The organism is Novosphingobium sp. MD-1 (genome assembly GCF_001014975.1).
Classification (GTDB): Bacteria; Pseudomonadota; Alphaproteobacteria; order Sphingomonadales; family Sphingomonadaceae; genus Novosphingobium.
In genome coordinates, this window is sequence record NZ_BBXA01000026.1 from 207,969 (window position 1) to 233,212 (window position 25,244).

The 25,244-nt window shown below is 67.4% G+C and carries 26 protein-coding genes; 14 read left to right on the forward strand and 12 right to left on the reverse strand.

What is annotated here, in order from left to right; all coding sequences use genetic code 11:
- Positions 1–80: 80 nt before the first annotated feature.
- The 4 genes from NMD1_RS09600 to NMD1_RS09615 form a co-directional block, all read right to left on the reverse strand.
- Positions 81–1,097: a mechanosensitive ion channel family protein gene (locus NMD1_RS09600; protein ID WP_375600797.1), complete on the reverse strand. Its 1,017-nt coding sequence runs from the start codon at positions 1,095–1,097 to the stop codon at positions 81–83.
- Positions 1,097–2,332, reverse strand: a complete 1,236-nt coding sequence (metC, locus tag NMD1_RS09605) for a cystathionine beta-lyase (protein WP_125954538.1) — start codon at positions 2,330–2,332, stop codon at positions 1,097–1,099. The genes NMD1_RS09600 and metC overlap by 1 nt, the downstream gene beginning before the upstream one ends.
- 72 nt (positions 2,333–2,404) lie before the next feature.
- Positions 2,405–3,265 (reverse strand): 3-mercaptopyruvate sulfurtransferase, encoded by an 861-nt coding sequence (sseA, locus tag NMD1_RS09610; RefSeq protein ID WP_125954539.1) that lies wholly within the window; start codon positions 3,263–3,265, stop codon positions 2,405–2,407.
- A gap of 98 nt (positions 3,266–3,363) precedes the next feature.
- On the reverse strand, positions 3,364–4,581 hold the full coding sequence (locus NMD1_RS09615; RefSeq protein ID WP_125954540.1) for a hypothetical protein: 1,218 nt from the start codon (positions 4,579–4,581) through the stop codon (positions 3,364–3,366).
- 167 nt (positions 4,582–4,748) lie between these two features.
- Between NMD1_RS09615 and queF the strand changes: the two genes are divergently transcribed.
- Positions 4,749–5,201 carry a preQ(1) synthase gene (gene queF / locus NMD1_RS09620; protein WP_125954541.1) on the forward strand — a complete coding sequence of 151 codons (453 nt, stop codon included), beginning with the start codon at positions 4,749–4,751 and terminating at the stop codon, positions 5,199–5,201.
- 271 nt (positions 5,202–5,472) lie between these two features.
- Here the strand turns inward: queF and NMD1_RS09630 are convergent, their stop codons facing one another.
- The 3 genes from NMD1_RS09630 to NMD1_RS09640 all read right to left on the reverse strand — a co-directional run bounded on the left by NMD1_RS09630 (position 5,473) and on the right by NMD1_RS09640 (position 9,111).
- Positions 5,473–5,733: a hypothetical protein gene (locus NMD1_RS09630; protein ID WP_125954542.1), complete on the reverse strand. Its 261-nt coding sequence runs from the start codon at positions 5,731–5,733 to the stop codon at positions 5,473–5,475.
- A 124-nt stretch (positions 5,734–5,857) separates the two neighbouring features.
- On the reverse strand, positions 5,858–8,425 hold the full coding sequence (locus NMD1_RS09635; protein WP_125954543.1) for an ABC transporter permease: 2,568 nt from the start codon (positions 8,423–8,425) through the stop codon (positions 5,858–5,860).
- A complete protein-coding gene (locus NMD1_RS09640; protein ID WP_125954544.1) occupies positions 8,422–9,111 on the reverse strand; it encodes an ABC transporter ATP-binding protein in 690 nt (229 codons plus the stop codon). Before NMD1_RS09640 ends, NMD1_RS09635 begins: the two co-directional genes overlap by 4 nt.
- 64 nt (positions 9,112–9,175) lie before the next feature.
- On the opposite strand from NMD1_RS09640, the gene NMD1_RS09645 reads away from it, so the two are divergent.
- Complete coding sequence (locus NMD1_RS09645; RefSeq protein WP_125954545.1) at positions 9,176–9,883, forward strand: GDSL-type esterase/lipase family protein; 708 nt, start codon at positions 9,176–9,178, stop codon at positions 9,881–9,883.
- Here the strand turns inward: NMD1_RS09645 and recF are convergent, their stop codons facing one another.
- Both recF and pspF read right to left on the reverse strand, forming a co-directional pair.
- Positions 9,884–10,957 carry a DNA replication/repair protein RecF gene (recF, locus tag NMD1_RS09650; RefSeq protein ID WP_125954546.1) on the reverse strand — a complete coding sequence of 358 codons (1,074 nt, stop codon included), beginning with the start codon at positions 10,955–10,957 and terminating at the stop codon, positions 9,884–9,886.
- A 123-nt stretch (positions 10,958–11,080) separates the two neighbouring features.
- Positions 11,081–12,106 (reverse strand): phage shock protein operon transcriptional activator, encoded by a 1,026-nt coding sequence (gene pspF / locus NMD1_RS09655; protein WP_125954547.1) that lies wholly within the window; start codon positions 12,104–12,106, stop codon positions 11,081–11,083.
- 175 nt (positions 12,107–12,281) lie between these two features.
- On the opposite strand from pspF, the gene NMD1_RS21360 reads away from it, so the two are divergent.
- From NMD1_RS21360 to NMD1_RS09705, 11 genes are read left to right on the forward strand one after another with little or no spacing between them, the layout of a single operon-like run.
- The gene (locus NMD1_RS21360) at positions 12,282–12,440 is read left to right on the forward strand and encodes a hypothetical protein (RefSeq protein ID WP_168196034.1); all 159 of its coding nucleotides are present in this window, start codon (positions 12,282–12,284) and stop codon (positions 12,438–12,440) included.
- Positions 12,437–13,252: a phage shock protein PspA gene (pspA, locus tag NMD1_RS09660; RefSeq protein WP_233497479.1), complete on the forward strand. Its 816-nt coding sequence runs from the start codon at positions 12,437–12,439 to the stop codon at positions 13,250–13,252. Before NMD1_RS21360 ends, pspA begins: the two co-directional genes overlap by 4 nt.
- 3 nt (positions 13,253–13,255) lie before the next feature.
- On the forward strand, positions 13,256–13,564 hold the full coding sequence (pspB, locus tag NMD1_RS09665; protein ID WP_124809981.1) for an envelope stress response membrane protein PspB: 309 nt from the start codon (positions 13,256–13,258) through the stop codon (positions 13,562–13,564).
- Positions 13,561–13,938 (forward strand): envelope stress response membrane protein PspC, encoded by a 378-nt coding sequence (gene pspC / locus NMD1_RS09670; protein WP_124809980.1) that lies wholly within the window; start codon positions 13,561–13,563, stop codon positions 13,936–13,938. The genes pspB and pspC overlap by 4 nt, the downstream gene beginning before the upstream one ends.
- 41 nt (positions 13,939–13,979) lie before the next feature.
- Positions 13,980–14,276: a hypothetical protein gene (locus NMD1_RS09675; RefSeq protein ID WP_124809979.1), complete on the forward strand. Its 297-nt coding sequence runs from the start codon at positions 13,980–13,982 to the stop codon at positions 14,274–14,276.
- On the forward strand, positions 14,273–14,545 hold the full coding sequence (locus NMD1_RS09680; protein WP_190287275.1) for a hypothetical protein: 273 nt from the start codon (positions 14,273–14,275) through the stop codon (positions 14,543–14,545). The genes NMD1_RS09675 and NMD1_RS09680 overlap by 4 nt, the downstream gene beginning before the upstream one ends.
- A gap of 33 nt (positions 14,546–14,578) precedes the next feature.
- A complete protein-coding gene (locus NMD1_RS09685) occupies positions 14,579–14,842 on the forward strand; it encodes a hypothetical protein (protein WP_199558099.1) in 264 nt (87 codons plus the stop codon).
- A 26-nt stretch (positions 14,843–14,868) separates the two neighbouring features.
- A complete protein-coding gene (locus NMD1_RS09690) occupies positions 14,869–15,102 on the forward strand; it encodes a hypothetical protein (RefSeq protein WP_124809978.1) in 234 nt (77 codons plus the stop codon).
- Positions 15,103–15,156: 54 nt separating this feature from the next.
- Positions 15,157–15,570 carry a SufE family protein gene (locus NMD1_RS09695; protein ID WP_125954548.1) on the forward strand — a complete coding sequence of 138 codons (414 nt, stop codon included), beginning with the start codon at positions 15,157–15,159 and terminating at the stop codon, positions 15,568–15,570.
- 7 nt (positions 15,571–15,577) lie between these two features.
- Positions 15,578–15,928, forward strand: coding sequence for a YbaN family protein (locus NMD1_RS09700; RefSeq protein WP_125954578.1), 351 nt, complete (start codon positions 15,578–15,580; stop codon positions 15,926–15,928).
- On the forward strand, positions 15,925–16,737 hold the full coding sequence (locus NMD1_RS09705; RefSeq protein WP_125954549.1) for an MOSC domain-containing protein: 813 nt from the start codon (positions 15,925–15,927) through the stop codon (positions 16,735–16,737). The genes NMD1_RS09700 and NMD1_RS09705 overlap by 4 nt, the downstream gene beginning before the upstream one ends.
- Here the strand turns inward: NMD1_RS09705 and NMD1_RS09710 are convergent.
- Together NMD1_RS09710 and NMD1_RS09715 are read right to left on the reverse strand one after the other, a co-directional pair.
- Complete coding sequence (locus tag NMD1_RS09710) at positions 16,734–17,150, reverse strand: DUF805 domain-containing protein (protein ID WP_125954550.1); 417 nt, start codon at positions 17,148–17,150, stop codon at positions 16,734–16,736. The two genes, NMD1_RS09705 and NMD1_RS09710, sit on opposite strands and share 4 nt — an antisense overlap.
- Before the next feature lie 143 nt (positions 17,151–17,293).
- The gene (locus NMD1_RS09715) at positions 17,294–20,044 is read right to left on the reverse strand and encodes a TonB-dependent receptor (RefSeq protein WP_233497481.1); all 2,751 of its coding nucleotides are present in this window, start codon (positions 20,042–20,044) and stop codon (positions 17,294–17,296) included.
- 412 nt (positions 20,045–20,456) lie between these two features.
- Between NMD1_RS09715 and typA the strand changes: the two genes are divergently transcribed.
- Positions 20,457–22,298, forward strand: coding sequence for a translational GTPase TypA (gene typA, locus NMD1_RS09720; protein ID WP_125954551.1), 1,842 nt, complete (start codon positions 20,457–20,459; stop codon positions 22,296–22,298).
- Between the two features lie 85 nt (positions 22,299–22,383).
- Here the strand turns inward: typA and NMD1_RS09725 are convergent, their stop codons facing one another.
- The gene (locus NMD1_RS09725) at positions 22,384–25,185 is read right to left on the reverse strand and encodes a DUF3857 domain-containing protein (protein WP_125954552.1); all 2,802 of its coding nucleotides are present in this window, start codon (positions 25,183–25,185) and stop codon (positions 22,384–22,386) included.
- Between the last annotated feature and the right edge of the window lie 59 nt (positions 25,186–25,244).

The following is a 25,244-nucleotide window of genomic DNA, read 5'->3' on the forward strand; positions in this document are numbered from 1 at the left end:
CACCAGCGAGAATGGTTTGGGGGCGGCCTAGGCGAACTTTAGGGGCGAACTTTAGGGGCGAACTATCCCGCCCTGCCGGTTCACTGCGCGGGGCCGGTTTCGGGCGGATCGCGCGACTCATGCCGCGCCGCCAGCGCATCGGCCAGCCGGCGTAGCCCTTCCGAATCCTTGAGCGAGACGTCCTGCTGGGGATAGGGGATCTCGATGCCGTTCTCGCGGAACAGGTGCCACACCCGCTTGAGCACTTCGGAGCGGACGTTGCCCACGCCCTCTTCCGGATCACCGATCCAGCACACGATGACCATGTCGATCGAATTGGGACCGAAGGCGCTGAGCAGTACGCCGGGCGGTCGGTCGGCCAGCACCCGGTTCGCCCCGCGCGCGGCTTCCAGCATCAGCCGTTCGGCCAGGTCGATGTCGCTGCCATAGGCGATGCCCACCGGGATCTGGATCGAGACCTCGCGCGAGGAATAGGACCAGTTCTCGACCTGGCTGGTCATCAGGTTTTCGTTCGGAATCAGGTATTCGCGGTTGTCGCGCGTGGCGACGGAGACCGCGCGGATGCCGATCTTGCGGACCTGCCCGAAGCTGCTGCCCTTGCCGTCGTTCACCGCGATCACGTCACCCGGCTTGATCGAGCGGTCCATCAGCAGGATGATCCCGGCGATCAGGTTGCCGAAGGTCTTCTGCAGGCCGAAGCCGATGGCAAGGCCGAACGCGCCGGAAAAGACCGTCAGCGCGGTCAGGCTGATGCCCAGCAGGTCGATGCCGAGCAGGAAGGCGAAGACCCACACCGCCAGCGAAACCAGCTTTTCGCCCAGCACCTGCTGCGCGCTGTCGAGGCTGGTCATGCGCGAGAACAGATGCCGCGCGATCCGGCTGCCCAGCCGCGCGATCATGAACATCGCCACGACCACCAGCACCATCTTCGCGGCGTTGAACACCGAGATGTGATAGTGCCCGATGTCGAAGCCGTAATCGTCGAGCACGTCCATGAACGCGCGCGCATCGCGGCGGAACTTGGCCCAGCCGTGCACGACCTGCCCGTGGACGGCGGAATCGGACATGACCGCGGCGAGCATGGCGGAATTGAGCATCACAGCGCCGCCGCCCAGGCCGCCAGCCCGGCTTCCAGGTCGGCGATAAGGTCGCCGGCGTCTTCCAGCCCGATCGACAGGCGCACGCCGAAGCGGTCGGCGGCGTCCATGCCCGGCAGCGGCCAGGCGGAGGCGGTGCGGATGCTGGCGGGATCGACCGGCGTTGCCAGGCTTTCGAAGCCACCCCAGCTATAGCCGATGCCGAACAGCGCCAGCGCATCGATCAGCGCGTCGCGCGCCGCGCTGGTGCCGCCTTTCAGCACGAAGCTGAACAGGCCGCAGCCCCCGGTGAAATCGCGCGTCCACAGATCATGCCCCGGCGATCCCGGCAGCATCGGGCACAGCACCCGCGCCACTTCGGGCCGCGTTTCCAGCCATTGCGCGATGGCCAGCGCGCTTGCGGTCTCCCGGTCGAGCCGCACGTTCATGCTGCGCAGGCCACGCAGCACCAGCGCCGCGTCATCGGGCGAGACGACCTGCCCCAGCCCCTGCGCGCGCAGCCGCAGCTTGCGGTACCACTCCGCCCCGGCCGCAGCGCTGCCCATCATCACGTCGGAATGGCCGCCGACATGCTTGGTCAGCGACATCACGGTGATGTCCACGCCTCGTTCCAGCGCCGGAAAACCAAGCGGCCCGGCCCAGGTGTTGTCGAACACGGTGACGATCCCGCGCGCACGGGCGATCGCTGCCATGGCGGGCACGTCCTGCACGTCCATGGTCAGGCTGCCGGGCGATTCGAGCAGCACGGCGCGCGTCCGTTCGCAGATCGCCGCCTCGAACGCGACGGTGTCGCACGGATCGAACCAGCGCGTTTCCACGCCGAAATCGCGCAGCAGTCCGCGCGCCATCGCGCGGCTGGGCTCATAGGCGTTGTCGGTCAGCATCAGCACGTCGCTGGGGCGCAGCACCGTCAGCAGCGCGCCGGCAATGGCGGCCACGCCCGAGGGATAGAGCACCGTGCCGGCCGCGCCCGGCTCCAGTTCGGTCAGCGCCTCGCACAGCGCCCATTGCGTCGGCGCGCCGCGGCGTCCGTAATAGAACCGCCCGTCGTCGTTGCGCGCGCCGCCCTGCCGCAGCGCGGCCATGTCGGGGTAGAGATGGGTGCTGGCGCGCCATACCGCCGGGCTGACCACCGCGCCCGGCTGGTCGGCGGTGCCGGTCCATTCGGGCCGCCGGCCGGCGGCGGCGAGGCGGGTGGCGGGCTTCAGGGGGCGATCGTCGCGCGTGCTGCTCATCGCTGGCCCCTAGCAAACCTTGCGCGGGCTTTCGAGGCGCCAGTTCAGGCGGCCAAGATCAGGAAGGCAGGTTCAGGCCGGCTGCACGGCGGGCTGCGGCCCGGTTTCCTTCGGCGTCGCCGGATCGGCGCCCCATTCGGACCAGCTGCCGTCGTAGAGCGAGACGTCGTCCTTGCCGATCAGGTGCAGCGCGAAGATCAGCACGTTGGCGGTCATGCCCGATCCGCACGAGCTGATCAGCGGGCGCGACAGGTCCACTCCGGCCGCGTCGAACAGCGCGCGGATCTCGTCGGCGCTTTTCCAGGTTCCGTCCGGCCGGAACAGGCTGGCATAGGGCACGTTGCGCGAGGCGGGGATGTGCCCACTGGCCAAGGCCGGGTTGGTTTCCTTCTGTTCGCCGGTGAAGCGCCCGGCGCCGCGCGCGTCGATCACCTGTTCGCGCCGGTCCTTCAGGTTGCGCAGCACGTCGGCCTTGGAGCGGACGTGGCTTTCGTCGCTCCACACCGTGAAGTGGCGGTGCCGCAGCGTTTCGCGCCCTTGCGCGCAGGGGCGGCCCTCGGCCTTCCACTTGGCGATGCCGCCATCGAGCAGCGCGACGTTCTGCGCGCCGAACATGGTCAGCATGAACCAGGCGCGCGTGGCGCTCTTCACCGGGCTGTCGTCGTAGAGCACGATGCGGCTGCCGTCGCCCAGGCCCAGGCTCTGCATCCGGCTGGCGAACTTTTCGGCCGATGGCAGGGTGTTCGGCACCGGCGCGGTGGTGTCGACCAGATTGGCGAGGTCCATGAAGACCGCGCCGGGAATATGGCAGGCTTCGTATTCCAGCGCGGGATTGCGTTTCTGCTCGGGAAGAAACGCGCTCGCGTCGACGATGCGCAAATCGCTCGCGCCAATTTCGTCCGCGAGCCACTGGGTCGAGACCAAGGGATCCATCGTGGTTGTTCCTGCCTGCATGGGTGATCCGTCTATCGCGGATTCCCCTTATACTTAGGCAGGCGGCCAAGACGCGTCGAGACTGAAAAACGAACGATTCAGAGCGTTTCGGGTATTTCGAGCGCGCGCTGCCCGATCGCGTCCCACACGCGCGGACCAAGGTCGAGCCGGAACGGCTGGAGACGGTCGGATGCCGTAGCGTTATCCTGCCCGACCAGGAACGCGGCCCGGGCCGACACGGCGCGGTGCGCGCTGTCGCTGGCCCAGGCATCGAACCGCGCCACCGGCACGAAAAGCTGCGCCTGGCCATGGCGAATCGGCGTGACCGCGGCCAGCGGCAGGCGGAATTCGCCTTCCAGAACGGCGCTTTCGCCCGGCCCCAGCCGTTCGATGCGGCCGATCGGCGGCAGTTCCGGCCCGGCGATGCCGAGTTGTTCTTCCATCGAGCGCGAGGCGTGCGCCGCGATCATGTCGCCGCTGATTGCGATGTCGCTCAGCGCGTCCGGCCCGGCGTTGGTCGCGGTCAGGCGATAGGCAAGCGTGGTGTTGACCAGCGTCGCGCCCAGCCGCACCGCTTCGAGTGTCAGCACGAGGCCACGAGCGGCTGCGGGCGCCACGGGGGAAGGTGCGGGCGCAGGCGGCGGCGGAAGGGGCGTTGGCGCGGGGTGGGGGACCGGCATCGCTGCAACCGAAGGCGCTCTCTCCGCCTCTGCCTCCTGCACTTCCGCCGGCTCGTCCGGAGCGGCTGGCCGCCGCCGTCGCGCCCGGGCAGCCAGCGCCAGCACCGCGAGCGCCAGCGCGCCGCCGCCGACCCACCGCAGCCATCCGCTGGTATCCGGCGTGCTGGCGACAGGCGCCCCTGAAGGCGCGGTTTCGGGTTCGGGCACGGCGGAGGCCGCAGCTTCGGGCAGCGGCTCCGGTGTTGCCGAAGCGGCCGGGGAGGGCGTGAGGGAGGGGGTGGGAGAAGGCGTTGCCGATCGCGGTTCCGGCGCGCGCGCCTCGGGTGGGGCGCGCCGGTCTGCTGCGGGGGATGGGGATGCGGCAGGCCTGGGCGTAGCGCGCGGTGTCGGCAGCACGATGACGGGTGGCGTCCCGGTTGGCGAGGCGACCGGCGTGGGCGGCGGCGCGCCTTCCGCCACCGGACCGGCGGCGCGCGGTGGCGGTGTGGGGGTCGGCGTGGCGCTGGGCAACTGGTAGTCCTGCTGCGCCCGCGCGGCCGGGCCGTGCGCCAGCAGCGCCGCCACGATCGCCGGCGCCATCGCCGCCCCGGCCACCGCGCGTTTCCACCGTCTACCGCCCTTGAACCCTGCCGTCATTCGTCCCGTCCGTATGGTCTTGCCGTGTGTCCGCCGCTTCGCGCGCCAGCGGAACGCAAGCGCGCCTGAATAGCGCCTTGCCCGCGCGAGGCAATCCGCCGGCTTGCCCTTGTTCGACGGCGGGTGCATGGGCTGCGGCCATAGACCTAGTTCCCAAGGAAGGCCCCATGGCTGCAAACGGACCCCTCCACCTCGGCCAGACGAGCACGCTGCCAGCCTCGCCCGAACAGGCGGTGCTGGACTATGTGCCCAACCCGCGCCCCGGCGCGCTCTATCTCGTGCGCTTCGCGGCGCCCGAATTCACCTCGCTCTGCCCGGTCACCGGCCAGCCCGATTTCGCGCATCTGGTGATCGACTACGCCCCCGGCGAAACCATCGTGGAATCGAAGGCGCTCAAGCTGTTCCTCGGCTCGTTCCGCAACCACAACGGCTTCCACGAGGATGTCACCGTCGGCATCGGCCAGCGCCTGTTCGACGAGATGCGCCCCCGCTGGCTGCGCATCGGCGGCTACTGGTATCCGCGCGGCGGCATTCCGATCGACGTGTTCTGGCAGTCCGGCGCGTCGCCGGAAGGGTTGTGGCTGCCCGACCAGGGCGTGCCCGCCTATCGCGGCCGGTAATGGGGATAGGGTCAGGACCCATTACTGGCGCGATCGAGGTTTGAAACAAAATGGCCTGTTGCAAGGAGAGAGGGCGCAGGAATATGTCAATATTTCAAGCCCTCTCGACGCCGCAGCGGGCCATTTTGATCAAATCCCTGCGGGACGTCCAAATGGCTTCCATCTCGAACCGAAAGGCGCTTGCAAAGGCAACCAGCCTTCGCGGCGCGCATTTCGGCCCGATATGTTCGCCATTTGGACGCCTCGACCGCGCCAGTAATGGGTCCTGACCCTAACCACCGCTCGCCTGCGCCAGCATGTCCATGAAATCGCGGGCGATGTCCTGATCCGCCGGGTCCTTGAACGCCACGTCGAGATCGGGCGCGTTGCCCAGGATGTGCATCAGAGCCCACATCGCGAAGCGCCGGCCCCGGTCGCGCTCCAGCCCGAACTCGACCGCCAGCCGCTCCTTCCCGCTCTCCAGCGCCGCCGGGGTCAGCGTTTCCAGCTCGGTCGTGCCGAAATAGCGGCGCATCTGGTCGTCGAAATCCATAGGTCACCTGCGAGATCGGGCGGTATCGTCATTGCTAGGGGCGAAGCCCCGTGGCAATCCAGAGCCGCACGCGGCACTCTGGATTGCTTCACGTGCGTTCGCAATGACGAACGGATGTCATGCCCTAAAGCTCGCGCAAAGCCTGCGCGGGGCGCGTGCGGAGCAGGCTCAGCGAACCGGCCAGCGCCAGCACCAGCACCAGCGCGACCCCGGCCCCCAGCACGGCCAGGATGCGCGTCCAGCCGGGCATCCACGCGAAGTCGAACAGGCGCACGATCACCAGCCAGCCGGCGCCGCAGCCCAGCGCCAGCGCGATCACGGCCAATACCGCGCAGAGCAGCGCGTATTCGGCGAGGATCAGCGTGAGCAATTGCCGCCGGCTGGCGCCCAGCACGCGCAAGATCACGTTGTCGTACTGTCGCCTCTCGCGCGCGGCGGCGATCGCGCCGGCCAGCACCGCCATGCCGGCCAGGATCGCGACGCTCGCGGCGGCGAGGATCGCCGTGCCCATCTGCGAGAGGATGTCGCGCGCCTGGTTCAGCACGGGGCCGATCTCCACCACCGAACTCGATGGCAGCGCGCGGACGAGGCCCGACAGGATCGCGCGGCGCACGCCCGGCGATTTCGCCGCGTGGGGCAGCTCGATCGTGGCGGCCAGGTTGTGCGGGGCATCGGCAATGGCGTTGGGGCTGAACACCAGCACGTAGTTGAAGCCCATGTTTTCCCAGTCGATTTGCCGGAACGAGGCGATCGTGGCGGTGCGCTCCACGCCCAGCAGGCCCACCGTGATCCGGTCGCCCAGCTTCAGGTTCAGCGCCTTGCCGAGGTCCGCGTCGACCGAGACCAGCGGTTCGCCGGCATAGTCCTTCGGCCACCACTGCCCGGCGGTGAGAGTGTTCCCCTCCGGCACCGTCTCGGCATAAGTCAGGCCCCGGTCGCCGCGCAGCGCCCAGGCGTTCTCGGGCAGTTCCTTGAGATCGGCCACGCGCACCATCCGGTCTTGCGGGCCATAGGCGACGATCGTACCGCGCAGCGCGGGGACGGTGCGGATCGTCGCACCGGGTGCGGCGTGGCGCACCACCGTTTCGAAACGGGCAAGGCCATCGCGCGGCACGTCGAGCACGAAGTAATCTGGCGCGCGATCGGGCACGCGCCGCGCGATATTGGCATCGAGGCTCGTCTCCACCGCCGCCAGCAGCACGAAGGCGGACAGGCCGAAGCCCAGCGCCACCACCAGCGCGCCGGTCTGCGCGCCGGGGCGGTGCAGGTTGGCCAGCGCCATGCGCGCGATGGCCCCGCGCGGACGCGGCAGGCGCGCGGCGAGCCGGGCGAGGCCCAGTCCGAGGGCCGCCAGCAGCACGAACAGCGCCGCCGATCCGCCGAGAAAGCCCGCCGCCAGTTCCTTCTGCGGCGCGGTTGCGATCGCCAGCGCGGCGATGCCGGCAAGCCCCGCCCCGACCGGCAAGCCCATGGACCGTACCGCCGCGCGCCACCGCGTGCGCAGTGGGCTGACGCGGGCACGCATCAGCGCCATCGCCGGAAACTCGCGCGCGCGGATCAGCGGCGGCGCGGCGAAGGTCAGCGCGATCAGCGCGCCATAGGCGGCGGCGAGCAGCAGGGCTTTCGCGTCGATCACCACGCCCGTTTCCACCGGCAGCAGGCCGGAAAGCGCGCGGCCCAGCAGCGGCGTGGTGGCCACGCCGATCAGCAGCCCGGCGGCGATCGCGATGGCCGAGGCGACGGCCATCTGCAGCAGGTAAATCCTTGCAATATCGCCGCTTTCTGCGCCGAGGATCTTGAGCGTGGCGATGCTGCCGCGTCGCGCTTCGAGATAGGAGGACACGCCGTTGCCGATGCCGATCCCGGCGATCGACAGCGCCGCCAGCGCCACCAGCACCAGGAACTGCCCCATGCGCCCGACGAAGCGGTCCAGCCCCGGCGATGCCTTGTCGCGCGTGCGCGCCTCGAACCCGGCCACGGGGAAGCGCGCGGTGAAGGCATCGGCCAGCGCTTGCGGATCGGCGGCCGCGCCACCGGCGGGCAGGCGGACGCGGTATTTCGCGCGGATCATCGATCCGGGCTGGACCAGCCCCGAAGCGACCAGCGCCTCCGGGCTGACGATCACGGTGGGGCCAAGCGAGAACCCTTCGGACAGCCGGTCCGGCTCGTCCGCGATCACCCCCCCGATGGTCAGCAGGGCATCGCCGATCCGCAGTTTTCCGCCGGTCGTCACGCCCAGCCGGTCGGCCACGCCAGCGGCGATCCACGCGGTCATGCCGGTGGGGGCGCCGGCCCGGCGGCCGCCTTCCAGCGTGAGCGCGCCATAGAGCGGCCAGCGCGCGTCCACCGCTTTCAGTTCCACCGGAACGGCCACGTCGTCGCCCTGCGGCAGCCGGGCCATCGCCTGCAGCCGCGTGCCGGCCGAAACCGTGCCCAGCGCGCGCATCGCCGCCATTTCGGCGTCCGACGCGGCGCGTTGCGCCAGCGTGAATTGCAGGTCGCCACCCAGCAGCACGCGGCCCCGGCTGGTCAATTCGCGCTCGATCGCGCCGGTCAGCGTGCCGATCGCGGCCAGCGCGGCGGTGCCCAGCACCAGGCAGACGAGGAGCAGCCGCAGGCCGCGAAAGCGCCAGTCGAGCCCGCGCCGGGCCAGCCGCCAGGCGGTGCCCCAGCCCATCCGGCTTGCCGTCATCGTGTTGAATCCGAAACGATTTCGCCATCGGCGAGCCGCACCACGCGGCCGCAGCGGGCGGCCAGCGCCTCGTCGTGCGTGACCATGATCAGCGTCGCCCCGGCTTCCCGCGCGCGCTGGAACAGCAGGTCCGCCACCGCCGCGCCGGTCGCCGCGTCAAGATTGCCGGTCGGCTCGTCCGCGAACAGGATCGCCGGGCGCGGCGCCAGCGCGCGGGCGATGGCCACGCGCTGCTGTTCCCCGCCGGAAAGCTGCGCGGGATAATGATTCAGGCGGTGGCCCAGCCCCACGGCACCGAGTTCGGCCTCCGCCCGCGCTGCGGCCCCGGCCATTCCCGCGAGTTCCATCGGCGTTTCGACGTTTTCGCGCGCGGTCATCGTCGGCAGGAGGTGAAACGCCTGCAGGACGATGCCGATTCGCCCGCGCCGCGCGGCAGCAAGGCCGTCCTCGTCGAGCGCGGTGAAATCGGCGCCCGCCACCTCCAGCGCGCCGCCGCTGGCGCGTTCCAGCCCCGCGAGCACGGCCAGAAGCGAGCTTTTGCCCGATCCGGAGGGGCCGAGCAGCGCCAGCATCTCGCCCGCACCGACGGTGAGGTCGATGCCGCGCAGGATGTCGACGCGGCCCTCGCCGGAGCCGAGATGGAGGGTCAGGTTGCGGGCGGAGATGATCGGAGAGGTGCTTGTCACCGCGCAGGAGTGGCATAGATTGGTTGCGCTTCGCAACCTGTGCCGTCCGATCCAGAAAGCCCCCATGCGCCGTTTCCCGCTCGTTATCGCCCTTGTCCTGTCGCTGGCCGCCTGTTCGGGCGAAAAGACTGCGGATTCAGAGCCTTCCGCGTCCCCAACGACGGCGGTTTCGGCCGCGCCCGTTCCCGCCAACGCGCCGGTGATCCTGGCGTTCGGCGACAGCCTCTACGCCGGATACCAGCTCCGGCAGGACGAGAGCTATCCGGCGAAGCTGCAGGTGGCGCTCAACGCGGCGGGAACGCCGGTGAAAGTGGTGGGCGCGGGCGTCTCCGGCGATACCACGGCGGCCGGCTTGCAACGGCTGGCGTTCACGCTCGACAACCAGCCCGTAAAGCCCGCGCTGGTGCTGGTGGGGCTGGGCGGCAACGACATGCTGCGCGGGCTGCCACCGGCCGAAACCCGCGCCAATCTCGATGCGATCCTGGCCGAATTGAAGAAGCGCGGGTTGCCCGCGATGCTCACCGGAATGCTCGCCGCGCCCAACATGGGGGCGGACTACACACGGGCGTTCAACCCGATCTGGCCGGCGCTGGCGAAGAAGTACGACGTGCCGCTGGTGCCGTTCTTCCTGCAACCCGTGATCGGCAACAAAGCGTTGTTATTGGGCGATAATATCCACCCAAACGCGCAAGGAATCGATCGCATCGTGGTGGCCACGCAGGGCGATGTGGCGAAGGCGCTGAAGGCGGCGGAGGACAGGCACGGGGCCTGATCAGGCCCGCGTGGCCACGCCGTCCGCCACGCGCCACACCGCGCTGCCGCCTGCGATTTCCTCGAACGGGGCGAGTTCGGTGCCGGTCATCCACACTTGCGCGCCCGATGCCGCCAACCGCTCGAACAGTGCCGCGCGGCGCAGCGGATCGAGATGCGCGGCGATTTCGTCCAGCAGCAGCAGGCGGGGCCGCTCGCCGGCGGTGAGCTGTGCGTGGGCCAGCACAATCGCGATGAGCATGGCCTTTTGCTCGCCCGTGGAGCAGTCCGCGGCGGGCGATTGCTTGGCGGCGAGGGTCACGGCCAGGTCATCGCGGTGCGGACCGGTCAAACTGCGCCCCGCCGCACGGTCTCGGCGGCGGTTGTTACGTAACAAAATGCGCAATTCTTCGCCGTCCGAAGGCGTTTCGGAGGCATATTCGAGCGCCGGACGGGCGAAAGGCCGCTCCGGCAGCACCGCGATGGCGCGCGTCAGGTCGGCCACCAGATCGCGCCGGGCCGCAGCAACTAATGCTCCGTTTTCAGCCATTTGGCTTTCGAGCGCGTCCAGCCACAGCGGATCGGGATCGTCCGGATCGGCCAGCAGGCGGTTGCGTTCGCGCAACGCCGTCTCGTAACGGCCGGCATTTCGGGCGTGTCCGGGCAGGCGCGCCAGCACCAGCCGATCGAGGAAGCGGCGCCGTCCGCCCGCGCTTTCGGCGAAGAGGCGGTCCATGGCCGGGGTCAGCCAGGTGATGGAGAGCCACTCGGCCAACCGTGCTGCCGGCCCTTCCGCACCATTTATCCTTACATTCCGGCGGTTTGGAGCGTCTTCCGTGCTGGCCGTGCCGAGCGTGACCGCGCCATCTTCCAGTTCCGCCGCCACGGCGAAGCCTCCATCGCCGCTGCGCCCGGCCATTTCGGCGGGCTGCGCCCGGCGCAAACCGCGTCCGGGCGCCAGCAGCGAGACCGCTTCGAGCACGTTGGTCTTGCCGGCGCCATTCTCGCCGACCAAGATATTGAAATCGCGCGTTTCTTCCAGGCGCGTCGCCACGTGGTTGCGAAAATGACGCAAGGTGAGGCGGGTGAGCGACATGGCGGCGGCTTAGAACATCGTACAGGCAGGGGGGAACCGATTTCGGCGCTGGCGGGTCTGGCAGCGCGCGTTACGTGATGAAATGGCCTATTGTTACGTAACAAAATCCGTTTCGTTACGTAACTAATCGCCCTTTTCGAGCAGACCGTGCTTCTTCAGGCAGTGCCGGAGCTGATCGTAGCTCAGGCCCAGCGCTTTTGCGGTCTGGCGCTGGTTGTAGCGGTGCCGTCCGAGCGCGTGTTCCAGGATCGCGCGCTCATGCGCGTCCACAGCGCCGCGAAGATCGTCAATAAAATCAAAATCTTGTGCCATTCTTGGCGAGGCTGCCGGCGCGGGCGACGGGGCCTCCGCGATGCGCGGCAGAGACGCCGGCTTCCATGGACTTTCGAACGGATCGAACTGAATATGCGCGATCGGGGCACCAGAATCGTCCCAGCGATAGACCGCGCGCTCGATTACGTTACGTAACTCGCGGACGTTTCCGGGCCACGCATAGTCTTCCAGCTGCCGCGCCGCGTGGGGGGCAAAGCCGGGCCAGGAATCCCAGTGCAGCTCGGCGGCCATGCGCCGTCCGAAGTAATCGGCCAGAACCGCGATATCGCCCTCGCGCACGCGCAGCGGGGGCAGGGTAATGACCTCGAAACTGAGCCGATCGAGCAAATCGGCGCGAAAACGGCCTTCTTCCGCGGCTTTTGGGAGGTCTTCGTTGGTCGCGGCGACGATTCTGACGTCCACGCGCACCGGACGCGAGGCGCCGATCCGCGTGATTTCGCCATATTCGACCGCGCGCAGCAGCCTTTCCTGCGCGCTCATCGACAAGGTCGCCAGTTCGTCGAGAAAAAGCGTGCCTTTGTCCGCTTCCTCGAAACGGCCGGCGCGGGCGCGCGTCGCGCCGGTGAAAGCACCGGCTTCGTGGCCAAAAAGTTCAGCTTCTATAAGGGTTTCTGGCAGTGCAGCACAGTTCAGGGTGATCAGCGGCTCCTGCCAGCGGGTCGACAGGCGGTGCAATCTTTCGGCGATCAGTTCCTTGCCGGTGCCGCGCTCGCCGATCACCAGCACGGGACGGCGCATGGGCGCGGCGCGGCTGGCGCGTTCGACGGCGTCAAGAAACGCGCCGGACTGGCCGATGAACTGAACTTCCCGATCCATGGCCAAGTTTTAGCATATTTCACCAAATCAAGGCAACGGATGCCATGTCATAGGTGCGGCACGGGTGTAAAAATGGCGGATTTACGCGCTTTTTGCGGTTTGGCACGCGGCTTGCTGAAGGGTGAACAAACGCACTGGCCCGGTATCTTCGGCCACGCTTTTACGGAGAATGCAGATGTACACCGCCCGCTTCTTTTCGACCAAGCTCGGCCGCGCAGCGCTCGCCAGCATTGGCGCGATGCTGGCTCTCAACTGCTTCGCACTGACCCAGCAGATTCAGGCCGCGCCGCAGGTGCTGGCCTCCAGCGCCGCGATTACCGGCGAACTGGCGTGACCGAAGACCTGACCCCGGTACGACCGGAAGGGTCGCGCGCGTCCCGCTTCGATGCGGAGCTGGATGCGCTGCGCGCCAACACCCGTTTCCAGGACGCGAATGGCCAATCGCGTCCCATCTTCACCAACGGAGTCAACCTGATGGGCATTTTTTCGCGGACGCGCGATATTATTGCTGCCAATTTCAACGACTTGCTGGACAAGGCGGACGATCCTGCCAAGATGATCCGGATGATCATCATGGAGATGGAGGAGACGCTTGTCGAAGTGCGGGCTTCCGCCGCGCGCACCATCGCCGATCAGAAGGAGATGCAGCGGCACGTCGGGAAGCTGGAACGGCTCCAGGCCGACTGGTCGGAAAAGGCCCAGCTCGCGCTCAGCAAGGATCGCGAGGATCTGGCCCGCGCCGCCCTGGTCGAGAAGAACAAGGCGACCGACATGGCCGAACAGCTCAAGGCCGAGATCGGCGTCCTCGACGATGCGATGCGCGCCTACGAACAGGACATCGAGAAGCTCCAGACCCGTTTGCGTGAAGCGCGCAGCCGCCAGACGGCGATCGCCGCGCGGCTGGAAAGCGCCGAGAACCGCGTCCGCCTGCGCAGCCTGCTCACCAACGAGCGCGTCGATGAGGCGCTTGCCCGGTTCGACCAGCTCGAACGCCGCGTCGACTATGCCGAAGGCCGTGCCGATGCGCTGAACCTGGCCGATGGCAAGGCGCCGAGCCTTGCGGACGAGATCGCCGCGCTGGCCGGGCAGGACAAGGTGGATGAGGAACTCGAAGCGATGAAGCGCGCGTTGGCGAAAGGCAACTGATCCATGGAAGAGGTGCTCATCCCGCTCGTTGCGATCCTGGGAATCTTCGTCGGGTTACCCTGGATCATCCTTCACTACATAACCCGCTGGAAGACCGCCGCCACGCTGACCACGGGCGACGAGGCGCTGCTGGACGAACTGTACCAGCTGGCGCGCCGCCTGGACGAGCGGATGGATACGGTGGAGCGGCTGGTAGCGTCCGACAATCCGGAATTCCGCCCCGCGCGCATTCAGCACGATCGCGAAACAGACAACCAGCAGCTGCGAGAGCTTGATCGCATGCTCGCCGAAAAGAAGGGGATGTCGAAGTGAATAGTCCACGAACCCGCTTCTACCGGGATAAGGTTAACGGGAAGTTCATGGGTGTTTGCGCGGGCATCGCGGATTACACCGGCGTGGACGTGCTGTGGGTCCGGCTGGGCTTCGTGGTGCTGACGTTCTGCGGCCTCGGTTTCCTGCCCTTCGTGTACCTGGCGCTCGGCTTCCTGTCCGAAAAGAAGCCCGGCTACCTTTACGGCGACCGGCAGGAGCAGAAGTTCTGGCAGGGTGTCCGCCAGTCGCCGGCGCGCACCGCCCGCGAAGTCCGCGCCCAGTTCCGCGATATCGACCGCCGGCTGGCCGAAGTGGAAAGCTTCTATGTCAGCAGCAATCCGCGCCTTTCGGCCGAGATCGAGAAATTGCGCTGAAATCCGGTCATTCCGGGGCAGCGTTGAGGGGAAAATGACCGATGTTCGATCCGATTTCGATACCGATCGTGGCGCTTAGCATCCCGATCGTGGCCATCGTCACGCGCCACAAGCGCCGCATGGCCGAACTGCGCATCCGTGAAGTGGAAGCGGGTGCGGTGCAGGGCGACGGCGCCACCGCGGCGCAGGTCAAGGCGCTGGAGGAGCGGGTTCGCGTGCTGGAACGCATCGTGACCGACAAGAGCTATGACGTGGCCGCGCAGATCGAGGCGCTTCGTTCCGACGGCGCTGGCATCCTGGCCGCCGAAGCCCTGGCCCGGCCGGAGTTGCGGCCATGATGCCATCGGTCTTTCTCGCCGCGCTGGGCATCGTCATCGGCCTGCCCGTCACGCTCGGCATCGTCTCGGACCTCTACAAGCGCCGCCTGGCGTTCAAGGAACGGGAAATGGAACTGCTGTCGCGCCAGACGGCGGAAAAGACCGCGCAATACATCGCGCACAACGAGCGGCTGGAACAGCGCGTGCGCGTCCTGGAACGGCTCGTCACCGATTCCGGCACGGACCTCGCGCTGCGGATCGAGGCGCTGCGCGAAACCGAAGTCCACTGAGGTATTCAACCGCAGGTACAAGGAAATACGCCCGTGAGTTTCTGGAGCGCCATGGTCGCCATCGTCGCCATCCTCGCCTTTGCCCGGATGCGGATGCATCGCCGCTGGCATGAAAACGAAGGGTATCGCGCCGGCTCGCCCGCCGATGCCGCCTATACCGCCGAACTGGAGCGCGAGGTGGAAACCCTGCGCAAGCGGCTGGAAGTGCTGGAGCGGATCGTGACCGACGCCAGCACCAGCCAGGCGCACGATACGCGCCGTCTGGCCAGCGAGATCGAGGCGCTGCGCGACCGCTAAGGCGCCCGCCCTACCGGAGAACCAAGATGCCGGACACGACTCTGTTCACCGATCCCACCCTGATCGCAGCCGCCGCGCTGGTGGGCCTTGTCATTGTCGCCGCCGCGCTGCTGCGCGCCTGGAACGGCTGGCTGGCGTTCAAGCGGCTGGAGCTGCAGCACCGCCACGGCGAGATTCCGGCGGTCGGCCTGATCGAAGTGGCCGATCTCAAGGAGCGCATCCGCAAGCTGGAAGCCATCGCAAGCGGGGTGGACCTGTAACGGTCCTGCGCCTATCCCGGCGCGCAAGACGGACCGTGGACGGCAAGACAGTTGATGCGCAGCCTTGAAGACATTCTGGAAGAATACGAGTTTCTCGATGGCGACGAACGCTATCGCCTGCTGATCGAACTGGGGCGCGAACTGGAGCCGATGCCCGACGCGCTCAAGACCGACGCCACGCTGGTGCGCGGCTGTTCGGCCAGCGTCTGGGTCTATCCCATCGAGAATGAAGGGGCCGGAAAGCTGCATTTCCTGGCGGATAGCAACGCGGCGATCACCAAGGGCATCGTTGCGCTGGTGCTGGCCGCGGTGCAGGACCAGCCGGCGCAGGACGTCGCCGGGACCGACATCGCCGCCAGGCTGGCGCCATTCGACCTGAAGAACCAGCTTTCCTCCAACCGGACGCAGGGCGTGCCCAACATGATCGCGCTGGTGCGCGAACACGCCGCGCGGATCGCGGCCGGATAGCGCCGTGCTGAGCCGGCATCTCTGGACGGGGGCCGGCCTTGCCTTCGTCGCGATCGGGGCGGTGGGAGCGTTCCTGCCGCTGCTGCCGACCGTGCCGTTCCTGCTGCTGGCCGCGTTCTGCTTTGCCAAGGGCAATCCGGCGTGGGAACAGCGCCTGCTCGATCACCCGAAATACGGCCCCGCGCTGCGCCAGTGGCGTGAACGCCGCGCCATCTCGCGTCGGGCCAAGCAGGCGGCGCTGGTGGCCATGGCGATCAGCGTGGGCATCACAGCGTTGACCGCCGGCTGGCCCTGGGTGCTGATCCCGGCGGCAGTCATGGCGATTTCGGGCACCTGGATATGGACGCGCGCGGAATGAAAGTGGTTTCCCTGCATCGCTACCCGGTCAAGTCGATGGGCGGAGAGGCCATGACGCGGGCCATGGTCACGTCGCGCGGGCTGGAAGGCGACCGGCGCTGGATGATGGTGCGCGAGGACGGCCGCTTCCTTACCCGCCGCGAATTGCCGGCGATGGCGCTGGTTTCGGCACAGCCGACCGAGCACGGGCTGCGCCTGCGCCATCACGTGCCCGGCGTCGATGCCGCAAGCGAACTGGACGTGCCGGTGCCGCTGTCGGGCGCTCCCGAACGGCCGGTGCGCGTGTGGGGAGACGAGGTAATCGGCCACGATGCCGGCCCCGCTGCCGCCGCATGGCTTTCCGCGCTGTTCGGGCGCCCGGTGCGGCTGGTCCACATGGCCGAGCAAACGGTGCGCCCGGTCCACCCGGATTATGGCGCGGCGGGCGACCGGGTCAGCTTCGCCGATGGCTTTCCGCTGCTGGTCACCACGGTCGAATCGCTCGCGGCGCTCAACGCGCGGCTCGATGCGCCGCTGGACATGGGCCGCTTCCGGCCGAACATCGTGCTGGAAGGCGCGGGTGCGGCCTTTGCCGAGGACGGCTGGCAGCGCCTGCGCATCGGCGGCCTGACGCTGCGCGTGGTCAAGCCCTGCACGCGCTGCGTCATCACCACGCAGAACGTGGAGACCGGCGAAAGCACCGGCCCCGAACCGCTGCGCACGCTGAAGGCGATGGGCCGCGTCTGGCAGAAGATGCCGGTCTTCGGCCATAATGCCATTCCCGATGGCCCCGGCGCGATCGCGGTCGGGGACACGGTGGACGTGCTTTAGGCGAAGACGTCCGCCTGGTTGGGATTCTTGGGATCGGGGCCGAAGCGGTTGGGGCCGCGCGTGCCTTCGATGCACATGAAGACCAGCACGATCAAACCGCCGACGTAAGGCACGAAGGCCAGCAGCACGAACCAGCCGGACTTGTCCTGATCGTGAAAGCGACGGACCTGCACGGCTATCGATGGGATAAAGCTGCCGAGTACGAATAACCCCAGAAGCAGCGCGCCCAGCCAGAACAGTGGCCCGCGCGAGGGTGTTCCATCGGGCGAAAAGCTGAAGCCGCCAGCCATCATGAGTGAAAAAACGACTGCGTAGACGATGGCCGTGAACAGGATAAACATCCAGTATTCCTTGCGCCGCGAACGGCCGGAAAAATCGGCATAGCGCCGGTACGGCATCAACATCCATTCCATCGGACAATCCCCTGCTTCGGCCGCTCTGACAAGCTGGCGGCGTGTAATGCGGAGGAAGGCACGATTTTCTGCGGTCCGCAAGAAAAAGGGAGGCCGCAGCCTCCCTTTCCTCCTCCGCTTCGGCGCGATTGTGGAGCGGTCTTTCAGAACCGGTAGCGCACCGTGCCGCCCCAGGTGCGCGGCTGGTTGACGTAGCCCGAGATCGAGCCTGGCTGCGCCACCGAATCGAAGATGTTGAGCAGCCAGCGGTGGTTGAGGATGTTGCGGCCCCAGACCGAGAACTCGATGCCGTTGTGCATCGCCCAGGTGAGCGAGCCGTTGAGTTCGCTGACCTCGCGCGTGAACGGCTGCGCCGCCGCGATCGCCGCGTCGGTGCCCCCCGAAAGGAAGCCGGGCAGGCCTTCCTGGATCTGCACTTGCGCTTCGTAATGGAAATCGCCGCGCAGGATCAGGTGATCGTCGTTGGGGAAGGCGTGGTCGATCTGCGCGCCCCAGGTGGCCGAGATCGAGGGGATGCCCGCCGGCCGCGTGCCCGAAAGATCGCCCACCGCCGAAAGGCCGAAGCTGTCGTACTTGGGATCGAGGTAGGTCACCGCCATCGACAGCTGCACGCCCCGCGCCGGGCGCGCGGTGCCTTCGAACTCGAAGCCCTGCACCGTCTCCTTGCCGGCGTTCGACAGGTAGAAGCCGGTGCCGGTGAAGATGTTGGACTGGAAACCCTTGATCGACTGGCGGAAGGCGGCGACGTTCATCGTCACCAGCCCCCAGTTGGCCTTGAGCCCCAATTCCAGCACCGTCGAGCTTTCCGGCCCGGCGAAGCGGCTGCCGTAGGTCTGGTTGACCTGAGTCAGCCCGGCGGCGGCCAGCGCCACCGCGTCGGAGGCGGCGGGCCGGCTATCGCGCGAAAGGTTGATCGAACTGGCTTTGAAGCCGGTGGCGAAGCTGGCGTAGAAGTTGATCTGCCGCGTCAGATCGTAGGCGATCCGCGCGGTATAGGTGAACTTGCTGTCGCTGGTGCGGCCAGGCTCCACCCCGTTGGGCACGCCCAGGAACGGGGGCAGGAACTGAAGGCTCTTGAGCGCGAGCAGCGGGTTGCCGACCAGTCCGGGATTGCCGCTGGCCGCCGCCTGCGCGGGCGTGATGTTGGCATTGGCCGCGCCGAAGGCGGCCGCCTGCGTGCGCAGCGCGCCGAAAACGCCGGGCTGGGCCGTGGCGAAGCCCTGGATCTGGGCGGCATTGGCCGCCGCGCCAAGGCCCAGCGCGGTGCCCACCGCCGTGGCGAGGTACTGCTGTGTCAGCCCGGTCTGGCCGATGCCCGCCAGCGAAAGGCCCGAGAACACGTCGCTCGACGAAACCTGCGCGGAGAAATTCTTGGTATCGCGGGTGAAGTTGATGCCGCCGGTGATGGTCAGGCGATCGTGCACCTTGAAATCGGCCTGCGCGAAGATCGAGAACGCCTCGTTCTTCAGGCGATAGCGTTCGTCCAGCCCCTGCCCCGCGCCGAAGAAGCGGCCGGCGTAGTTCTGGCCGGTCAGCCCGCTGATCGTCGCTTCGAGCGACGATGCGTTGAGCGCGCCGCCGGTGCCCGAGCGGATCAGCAGATCGGCATAGGGGCGGTACTGCGAGCCATAGGCGACGCGGTTGGACTGGTCGATCTTCTCGTTGAAATAGAACCCGCCCAGCATGAAGTTCAGCGGACCTTCGATATTGGTCGCGATGCGGAATTCCTGGGTGAAGGTCTTGATCCGCAGGTCCTGCGAATTCTCGCCGAGGAGATCGGCGCTGGTGAAGTCCGAATCCTGGTTGGTCAGCGCGTCCGTGCGGCGATAGGCGGTGATCGAGGTGAAGGTCAGCGGGCCAAGGTCATAGTCGGCCTGCGCCGAAAGACCCCAGTTGCGGATGTCGTTGGACGAATCGAAATTGCTGTAGGTCACGTCGGCATAGCGGTCCGCCGCGTTGTTGACCTTGCCGCCCAGCGCGCGGATCGCCGTGGTGGCGGCCGAAGGCTGGAGATTGATCGCGGCGCAGCAGTTCTCGTTGATGCGGCTGTAATCGCCGATGATCCGCACGCGCAGGGCGGGGCTCGCTTCCCACAGCGTCTGCCCGCGCACGAACCAGCGGTTGCGGTCGTTCACGGTGTGTCCGGTGCCCAGATCGTGGATGTAGCCATCACGCTTGTTGTAGCCGCCGGCCAGGCTGACCGCGACGTTATCGGCCACCGGGCCGGTGACCACGCCCTTGAGCACCACGGCATCGTAATTGCCGTAGGTTGCCTCCAGATTGCCGCCGAACTTGAACTGCGGCGCCTGCGTGACCACCGAGACGACGCCCGCCGAAGCGTTTTTGCCGAAAAGCGTGGATTGCGGGCCGCGCAGCACCTCGATCCGCTGCACATCGGGAAAATCGCCGATCTGCGCGGCCGAGCGCGAGCGATAGACGCCATCGACGAAAACGCCGACCGACGGTTCGATCCCGGCGTTGTTGGCGCCGTTGCCGAAGCCGCGGATGATGAAGTTGGTATTGGCCGAGCTTTGCTGCTGGTTGACGCGCAGCGAGGGCACCACGCTGGCGAGATCCTTGAGATCGCGGATCTGCGCGCGCTCGAGCGTCTGCGCGCTGGTGACCGTGACGGCAACAGGCACGTCCTGCAGCGTCTGTTCGCGCTTGGTCGCGGTGACGACGATCTCGTTGCCCTGCGTGGTGTCTTCTCCACGGTCGGTGGCGGGCTTCGCCTCTTCCTCGGGCGCGGGCAGGGCTTCTTCCCCGTCGGCGGCGGGGGCGGCGGCCTGTTCCGGCATCGCCTGCGTTTGCGCGAAAGCGACGGCGGGCACCGTCACCGTGAAACCGCAGACCCCCACGAGCAGGCCCGCGCGGGCGAGTTCGGCAAATTTCATGTGGCAACCAATCCTGTAGCTGAGCTGGTAACGGGAGAAGGCGCGGTGGAGGCCCGTGGCCGAAGCCGGAACCGGATGGCGGTAAAAACGCCCCGGAACAAAGCCTTCCGTCCATTCCGACGGGAAATCGACACCCCTCATCCCTTCTGGGAAGGACCAATATGAGCCTGAACGGCGCGAGACAATCGGCATTTTGATGTTTTTCCCGCCCCGCTACGGCTCTTGCCGGGCCTGTGGCACACCGGTAACAACTGGGGTGACCGCGGGCGCGAAGCGGGGCTGCGGGCCAGCCCGATGCCAGACTGTCCTTGCCGCAACGCACAATTCCGGCTAAGCGCGCGCCCGAACCGGCCCGCGCCTTTGCGGCGCGCGGGTCCGAGCCCAGAACATCCGCCTTACCGAAAGCGCCATCATGTCCGCCCTGCGCAATATCGCGATCATCGCCCACGTCGACCACGGCAAGACCACTCTGGTCGACCAGCTTTTCCGCCAGTCCGGCACGTTCCGCGACAACCAGCGCGTGGAAGAGCGCGCGATGGATTCCAACGATCTCGAAAAGGAACGCGGGATCACCATTCTGGCCAAGTGCACCTCGGTCGAATGGACGTCGCCCCAGTCGGGCGAAACGATCCGCATCAACATCGTCGATACCCCCGGCCACGCCGACTTCGGCGGCGAGGTGGAACGCATCCTGTCGATGGTCGATGGCGTGATCCTGCTGGTCGACAGCTCGGAAGGCGCGATGCCGCAGACCAAGTTCGTCACCGGCAAGGCGCTGGCGCTCGGCCTCAAGCCGATCGTGGTGGTCAACAAGATCGACCGTCCCGACGGCCGCGCGCAGGAAGTGCTGGACGAGGTGTTCGACCTGTTCGTCAGCCTCGACGCCAACGACGAACAGCTCGAATTCCCGGTGCTTTACGCCTCGGGCCGCAACGGTTACGCCAGCGAGGACGAAGCCGCCCGCGAAGGCACGCTGGAGCCGCTGTTCGAAAAGATCGTGTCCCACGTGCCCGCGCCGACCCTGGACGTGGACGGCCCGTTCTCGTTCCTGGCGACGCTGCTCGATCGCGATAACTTCATGGGCCGCGTGCTGACCGGCCGCGTCCAGTCGGGCACGATCAAGGTCAACCAGCCGATCCACGCGCTGGATGCCGAAGGCAAGGTGATCGAAGTCGGCCGCGCCTCCAAGCTGCTGTCGTTCAACGGGCTGGACCGCGTGCCGGTGGACGAAGCCCGCGCGGGCGACATCATCGCGCTTGCGGGGCTGGAAAAGGCCACCGTGGCCAACACCATCGCCGATCCTTCGGTGAGCACGCCGATCACCGCGCAGCCGATCGATCCGCCGACGCTGGCGATGCGCTTCGCCGTCAACGACAGCCCCTTCGCGGGCCGCGAGGGCGACAAGGTGACCAGCCGCATGATCCGCGACCGCCTGCTGCGCGAAGCGGAAACCAACGTCGCCATCCGCGTGACCGAAAGCGCCGACAAGGACAGCTTCGAAGTGGCCGGGCGCGGCGAACTCCAGCTGGGCGTGCTGATCGAGACGATGCGCCGCGAAGGCTTCGAGCTCGGCATCAGCCGCCCGCGCGTGCTGTTCGATACCGACGAGACGGGCGCGCGCACCGAGCCTTACGAAACGGTCGTGATCGACGTGGACGACGAATTCTCGGGCACGGTCGTCGAGAAGATGCAGCGCCGCAAGGCCGAACTGACCGAGATGAAGCCTTCGGGCGTGGGCAAGACCCGCATCATCTTCTCCGCCCCGTCGCGCGGCCTGATCGGCTATCACGGCGAATTCCTGTCCGATACGCGCGGCACCGGCATCATGAACCGGCTGTTCGAGAAGTACGGCCCGCACAAGGGGCCGATCGAGGGGCGGCTGAACGGCGTGCTGATCTCCAACGGCACCGGCGAGGCAGTGGGCTATGCGCTCAACAGCCTTGAGGATCGCGGCATCCTGTTCGTGCGGCCGCAGGACAAGATCTACGAAGGCATGATCATCGGCGAGAACGCCAAGCCGGAAGATCTCGAAGTCAACCCGATGAAGTCCAAGCAGCTCACCAACTTCCGCTCGACCGGCAAGGACGATGCGATCCGCCTGACCCCGCCCAAGATCATGACGCTGGAACAGGCCATCGCCTATATCGACGACGACGAAATGGTCGAAGTGACGCCGAAGACGATCCGTCTGCGCAAGGCGATCCTCGATCCGAACGAGCGCAAGAAGGCCAGCCGGAAGAAGGAAGCGGCGTAAGCCTCGGCTTCCCGGCCATCGGAACACGAAAAAGGCGGCGGGGCATCGGTCCCGCCGCCTTTTTCATGGGCTATCGGGCGCTCCCCTACAACGCGTAGCGCCGGTATTCCTTCTCGACCATGGGCAGGATGCGCAGGGCCTGTTCGCGTTCGCTGTCGGCTTCGGCGCCGCGGTCCAGATGCCGCAGGATCAGGCTGCGGATGTAACGGCTCTGCGCCAGGCCGGGCGACTGGACCAGCGCGGCGTCGATATCCGCCAGCGCCTCGGTGAACTTGCCAAGCCGCAGCCAGACGACCGCGCGGCTGTCGAGGATTTCGGAGGTGTCGTCGCTCAGCTCGATGGCGCTGGTGCAATCCTTCAGCGCGGTGTTGATCTGCACCTGCCGCAGCGCCTTGGTCCAGCAGCGCCCGTTCAGCAGGCTGGGCTTGCCCGGTTTCTGCGTGATCAGCGCATCATATTGCCCGATCGCTGCCGCCGGATCGCCGAACTCGCCGAGAATCTGCGCGCGCGAGAGCTGGTAGTCGAAGCGCGTCTGGCCGCCGAGCGCGATCTTTTCATCGAGCAGGGCCAGCGCGCTGTCCACCTTGCCCTGCTTCGCCGCATAGTAGGCGAGCCGGCCGATCGCCGGGAGCGATGACGGATCGATCGCCCGTGCCGCATCGGCATCCTTCTCGGCGGAGGCATAATCGCCGATGGTGTCGTAGAGGTCGGCGCGCACGAGGTACTCGTCCACCGACGGGTGCGTGGCGATCACGTGCGAAAGATCGGCGATGGCGCCCTTCCGGTCGCCGATGCCCTTGCGATAGTTCGCGCGGTTGCTCCACGGCAGCGTATCGTCCGCCTCGGCGGTTGCGATCGCGCGTTCATAGATGGCGTTGATACCGGTGATCTGGGACGAGGCGCGGGTTGCCGCTTCGGTCAGTTGCCAGCGCCGCCGTGTATCGAGCGGCGCGATCAGCCTTGGCGCCTGCGCGTTGACCGCGGCCGCCCGATCCCGTTCGCCGGCGACGGCGGAGGGCGCCACTTCGGTGCCGGCCATGGTCATCGTTTCGTCCAGGGTCAGCACGGCGCCCTCCAGCGAGAGGCTGCGCTGCAGGTGTCGCCCGGCTACCTCGGTATCGAGATGGCGTGCGCCTTCGACCGTCAGGCCCCGGCCATCTTCCGGTAGACGGATGCGGGCCTTGTAGTGCATGCGATCAGGGGTGCCGGTCGTTACGGGGATATTCGCCCAGGACGTGCGAGCGCGGTCCGGGCTGAATTCCTGGTCACCGGTCAGGCGCGCAACCTGCCGCTTGCGCAAGTGGTCCTCGGTGGTCCACGGCGTGGTGAACACGGCCTTGCCGGACACGGCGACCGTTCCAAGGTCTGGATCGGGCTTTGCCGCCAGATCGGCGAACTGGCCCTCTCCGAGCAGCCGCTGCAGCATCGTTGCGAGGAACTGTTCGTGTTCCTTCTCGGCCAATTGTTCCCTGGCCGTATTCATCAGCGTGGCCGCGCCGCCCCGGAAGACGGCGTTGATCTGCGTCAGCGAGGGCAAATCGGTGCTGGTGCTTTCATCGATGTCCAGCGTGATATCGACCGTAGGACGCGCGGGCGCGGTTCGCTGGATCGCTTCCAGCTCCGCCCCGTCGGCGCGCAGCGGCAACACCTGCCGCATCGTGGGCGTATCGCCGAGATCGGGCAGGCGCGTGCCCGTGTCGGTCCCATCCAGCCAGACCGACCGTCCGCCGATCCGCGCGCGCACGAACACATGGTCGAACGCCCCCGCCGAAGGCAGGTGCTGTGGCACCAGATCGTCCATCGTCGCGCTGGCCAGTACCGGTTCGGCATCGATCTGCAGCGCGCGCAGCATGGCCAGCAGCAGCAGCGTCTTGGCCTTGCAATCGCCATACCGGATCGACCATGTCCGCTCCGGTGCCTGCGGAACGTAGTTGCCGCCGTTCATCTGGACGGCGACATAGCGGATCTTGTCCTGCACGCTGCGCAGCGCCAGGGCGGCCTGGGTCAGCGGGTCGGCGCTCGCCTTGCGGATCGTTTCGATTTCCGCCGCCAGCGCACCGTCCTTCTCGATCGTGCCTTCGGTGGCGAACAGCGGGCTCATCACTTTCGAGACTTCGCGCCAAGACGCGAAATCGGACGCTTCGATGAAGGCCGGCTGGCGGAAGCGCAGGGGCGCGTCTCCGGGCATTTCCGGCTTCTTCGGCGTGGGCAGCGCCACGGATACGGTGGTGAAGCCATCGCGCGTGACCGTGGTGGTTTGCGGGGTGGCGCCCACGATCTGCCAGTGCGGCGGCCGTTTGGACGGGAAGCTCAACGCCATCGTCGCGCCGCTGGTTTTGGCGGGCAGCGCGATCAGCGGCGCCTGCCACTGCGCGCGATCGCCCAGCGCCTTGTCCAGCGTGGTAACGGACGCGCGCACGTGCAGGGTATCGCCGATCTGGAGGCCCTCAGGCTCCATCGTGGCGGTCAGGAGACCGGTGATCTGGCGCTGTTCCAGCTGCTGTTCACGCCGCAGGACGTCGAACCGCTTGCCGTCCTTGAGCAGATCGATCGTCGCGCCGTTGCGGATGATCGCTACTTCGTGAACGATGAGATCGCCCTTGTCCGGCAGCCACGGCAGCGCGAGCGTGGAGTTGCTGGCGATCGTTTCGGCGTTGGTCATCTTGACCGTGATGTCGAAATAGCTCCACACCCGGCCATCGGCGATCCGCACCTGCCAATCGTAAAGCGGCGCGAACGCACTGTCGCTGGCCAGCGTGGCGGGCAGCGAAACCGGGTGAATCCAGGCGGGCGAAGGTTGATACAGCGGCGTTTCGCCGGCTGCGGCGGGTTGCGCCAGCAGCACGGCCGCCATGGCCGAAACACCCGCCAAATCGATTCTGCCCATGCGTCTTTGCCCCCGTATCAGCGAGCGTGCGCCATTGGCGGACCCGCGTCAGCGTGTTG